Source organism: Mycobacterium sp. (assembly GCF_032159765.1).
Taxonomy (GTDB): domain Bacteria; phylum Actinomycetota; class Actinomycetes; order Mycobacteriales; family Mycobacteriaceae; genus Mycobacterium.
The window spans coordinates 1-3,846 of sequence record NZ_JAVHWM010000029.1 but is presented as its reverse complement, the minus strand read 5'-3'; the positions used below and the strand labels follow the sequence as shown (position 1 = coordinate 3,846).

Genomic DNA, 3,846 nt, shown 5'->3' with positions numbered 1-3,846 from the left:
TTGAACTCGTCCGTGTCCTACTCAAACTCTGCGTTTATCGCCGTCAGGTCGCGGTCGACGCTGTTCCGGGGTCGTCGATGCGGGCGATGATCCGCTCCGCGATCTCCCGCAGGGCGGTGAGCGCGGTGTCGTCGAGTGCGTCGATGACGAGCTCGCGTACAGCCGCAACGTGGCCGGGGGCTGCTGCGGCGACGTGATCATAGCCGACGTCGGTGAGTACGGCATTGGTGTATCGGCCATCGTGCGGATCGGGCTCGCGCCGCACGTAGCCACGCTTCTGCAGGCGTGTGATCAAGTGTGACAACCGCGACAGCTCCGCGTTGGTGAGCACGGCAAGCTCGCTCATCCGCATCGTGCGGTCGGGCCGTTCGGACAATGCGGCAAGTGCGTAGTACTCGATGTAGCTGAGCTGGGAGTCTCGTTGCAGCTGCGCCTCCAGCGCCGTGGGTAGCCGGGCGAGCATCAGCGTGATGGCCTGCCAGGCCTCGAGTTGTGCCGGTGTCAACCATCTCGGGGCGGCGGCGGCGACAGCCCGCCGTTGGGATCGCGTCATTACCGCAGTCTAGCCAACTCACTTGAACATTCAAGTAACATGATACCGTGACAAGTGAAGCCATACCTAATGTCATTACTCGAAACGCTATACGGTTAACACATGGCCTAACTCGATTAGCTGGATACCCTGTCGCCGAAGCGCAGCAGCGACGGTCGTGGGGGAAACGCCGTAGCGGACAGCAAGCCAGGCCAGTGAGCGGCCAGCGGTGTAGAGGGTGACGGCTTCACTCACCTGTTCGCAGTTAAACCTTGGCGACGTAGCGTGATACCACAAGTACGAACCAGTGCGGCGATCGGGTTTTGGAGACGTTGTAGTCGCGGGCGATCCGGGTGGTGAGGTGCCGGCGATGTAGCCAGAACCGATGTCGCGATCTCGGGCTTGGCCAGTCGGCGTTTGTGACGAGGGGGGACGGAAAGCCCAAAGGACGCCCCAGCGAAAGAAGCACCATCCCGACAATGACCAACGCGGATGTTCGTTCGTTGTGGCGCAACACATTTCGTTGTTCGTTGTAGCCGGGATGCCCACGCTGATCCCGCAGCCAAGGTCGCCGCCGCACCAACCGTCGAGCAACTGACTTGGGCGTTCTCGGTGTCACTCCCCGAAGCGGCTGACCCGGAATAGCTTCACCTCACCGCTGATGCCCTTGAGATGTCGTGAACCGGCGAATGCCCAGTCGAAACCTTCCGCGTCTCCGATGGCCTCGCGTGCACTTTCCGCGACCAGCACCGTGCCGGCACGCGCTGCGCCGGTGACACGGCTTGCGACATTGACGGGGCTGCCGAACCAGTCGCCGGCGCGGCTGACGGCATCTCCGGAGGCGACACCGCCCCGAAGTCGGGGCAGACCTTCCTTTGCCGCGACTGCGACCAGGTCAAGGACGGCGTTCAACAGCGGAACCGGGTCGGCGCACAGGAGCATCACGGCGTCGCCGATCGTCTTGACAAACCGCACCGGCGCGACCGCGACGTCGCGAGCGAGATCGGCAAGCCGGCGGGCGACACGTTCCAGCTCCTCAGGCGGTAGCGCCTCGCCAAGCCGAGTGAAGCCGGCGAGGTCGGCGAATGCCACGACGACCTTCCGAGCGCCCGGGAGTGTGCCGGCGGCGCGCTCGGCGGCGTTAACGGCCTCGGTCTCGAACGTGTGCCGCAGCTCCAGGAGTAGCAGGGCTTGGACCATCGGGCCGACCTGTGGCACGGCCTGGTGCGCCAGCGCTTCGGATGCCTCGGCCAACTCGATCTCGCTGGCTCCGGGACGCATGAGGGTTTTGAAAGCCGCCTGACGCATCATTGCCGCGGCGTGCTGCAGCCCCTCGATCAGCACGCGCATGACGGCGACCGTCTCGTCCGGGTCGACACCCATATCAAGAAATACCTTCGCGTACGCGACGGCCTCGCCGTCCACTCGGGGCAGGACCGCCGCGTCGGGATCCTCGATTCTCGGCAGGCCGACCGCGCCCTGCAGGCGCTGCAATAGCTCCAGGTCCAGCCCGGTCGCCTCGCAGATCTGTCGCGCCGACAGGCAAACCCCGTCCTCGCCCATCACCCGATTCGCGGGCAGGAGCAGCGGAGCGACCGAGGCCCGGATCTGGTCGATGCTGAAGCCGCGGTCGAGCAGCCACGCGATCAGCTCGGCACGCTCGGTGCGCGCCTCGCTCTCGAGGCCGTCGAGCAGCCCCAACGCCTCGATGTCGACCTCTGCTGCCACTGAGTCAACGTACAACCGGTACCGGTGCGGTATGCGCAAGAGCAGATGATTACCAACTCTCCGCAGGCGAAATTTCTGGTCTACCCTGCCCAACGCTGTGCGGGTTTATCGTGGTGACGTTGTGGAGCAGCGGTGGTCTACGACGATAAGACGGGGCCACCCGTGTGAGCACGTTCCTGTGGAACCGCAGCACCGGCTGGACTAAACCGCCCGGGACATTGCGCTGAAGCATGCACGTACGCGCATCGAGCTGGGCATCGCCGACCAGGTCAAGTGCTGAGGAGAGTTCTGCGCCCCACTTTCAGGCGAGCTAGCGCAGGTCGGCAGAGACAGGCAGAGGTTTTTGGCGCGGCGAGACGTTCACGGACGCGCAGATCGTTCACCATCGCGCATATCGTGTGGTCCCAAAACGGTTCCCAAAGCAAGCGCCCGCGTGTGGCCGGCGACGAGGCGTCGACTTGGGTTCAGGTTCGTTCCAGCCAAGGGCTCAACTGATCGGGCTGGGGAAGTTTGGTGGCTGGGAACAGAGCGGTGCGGGCGACCAGTTGCCGGTGGATCGTCAGCTGCCACCAGGGCCGTGCCCGCCCGTCAGGGCAAAGCCGTTGTGGGTGAGCACACGGACATTAGCGCTCGGTGCTCCGGTCACCGCAGCGGTGGCACCTCCGGTGTGCGGGGTGCAGCGTATGGGACTGTCGCAACGCACGGCTTGCTGCGCGAATCGGCCGGTCGAGCGGAGTTCGGCAATCGCGGTGCGCCACCGCGGCCAGGTGAAGTTCGAGCCGTCGGGAATCAGGAGAAGCGCCTGCCCGCCGGCGCCACTCGTAGCTCAGGTCGGTGAAGTCGCGGGCCCAGACCGCCTCACGCTCAAATAGTTGAGCGGTCGGTGGGCCTTGTCCGCCATGCACCATGGCCTGGACTCGGTCGGTTTCGGTCTCGGAACCGTCGTCGTGATCTTTCGGGCTGCGTCATGCGGTGTCTGCGTAATACTGGGTCGTGTTCCTCACGCCGGGAGCGGCAGCGTCGCGGACTCAGATGAGCGTGCTTAAGGCGTTGAGCAAGATGCGGTGGAACTCTACTTCGTCTATGTACCCAACCTACGGTGGCATAGATCGGTTGAACGTCTTGGCGCACTTGTCATCGACGGTGGCGCAGTGGCCGATCTAGCGGGGCGACCCGGGGGCATCGTGGTCGACTACTTGCTCAAGACGGACGTGTAGTAGACGCTGTCGGCCATCGGAACCCAGTCGCTGCTGTGCGGCATCGCCGCTAGTGCGTTGTCGGCCAAGAGCCGACTCATCGGCGTACCGACCGACCGCCAGCCCAGGTTCTCCAGGTAGGTGGGGACCTCATTACGCTCGCCCTCGTATCCCAGGTCCGCAAACTCCAGTTGAAAGCCGTGGTCACGCCATTTGGCGGTGGCTTTGCGCATCATTTCCCGGGCGTTTTCGAGATCCAGATGCGACATGTCCGGGACGGTTTCGGTGGCCAGTCGGCTGCCGTCGGCGCTGAGCGCGGTGATGTTGTCCAGCAGGCGGTCCTGGGCGTCGGGCGGCAGATAGCCGAACAGACCCTCGGCGATCCAGGCG

2 protein-coding genes and 1 pseudogene are annotated in these 3,846 nt (G+C 64.6%); all 3 read right to left on the bottom strand.

Annotation, left to right across the window (positions count from 1 at the left end; translation table 11 throughout):
• Window positions 1–43: 43 nt before the first annotated feature.
• Window positions 44–553 carry a MarR family winged helix-turn-helix transcriptional regulator gene (locus QOH60_RS03475; RefSeq protein ID WP_526417123.1) on the bottom strand — a complete coding sequence of 170 codons (510 nt, stop codon included), beginning with the start codon at window positions 551–553 and terminating at the stop codon, window positions 44–46.
• 594 nt (window positions 554–1,147) lie between these two features.
• Window positions 1,148–2,260 carry an adenylate/guanylate cyclase domain-containing protein gene (locus QOH60_RS03470; RefSeq protein ID WP_526417121.1) on the bottom strand — a complete coding sequence of 371 codons (1,113 nt, stop codon included), beginning with the start codon at window positions 2,258–2,260 and terminating at the stop codon, window positions 1,148–1,150.
• 1,192 nt (window positions 2,261–3,452) lie between these two features.
• Window positions 3,453–3,846: pseudogene (locus tag QOH60_RS03465) on the bottom strand (SAM-dependent methyltransferase); the annotation flags it as partial.

Excerpts from the sequence above, each read along its gene's own strand:
- QOH60_RS03475 (WP_526417123.1), bottom strand. The coding sequence starts at position 553 with ATGACGCGATCCCAACGGCGGGCTGTCGCCGCCGCCGCCCCGAGATGG.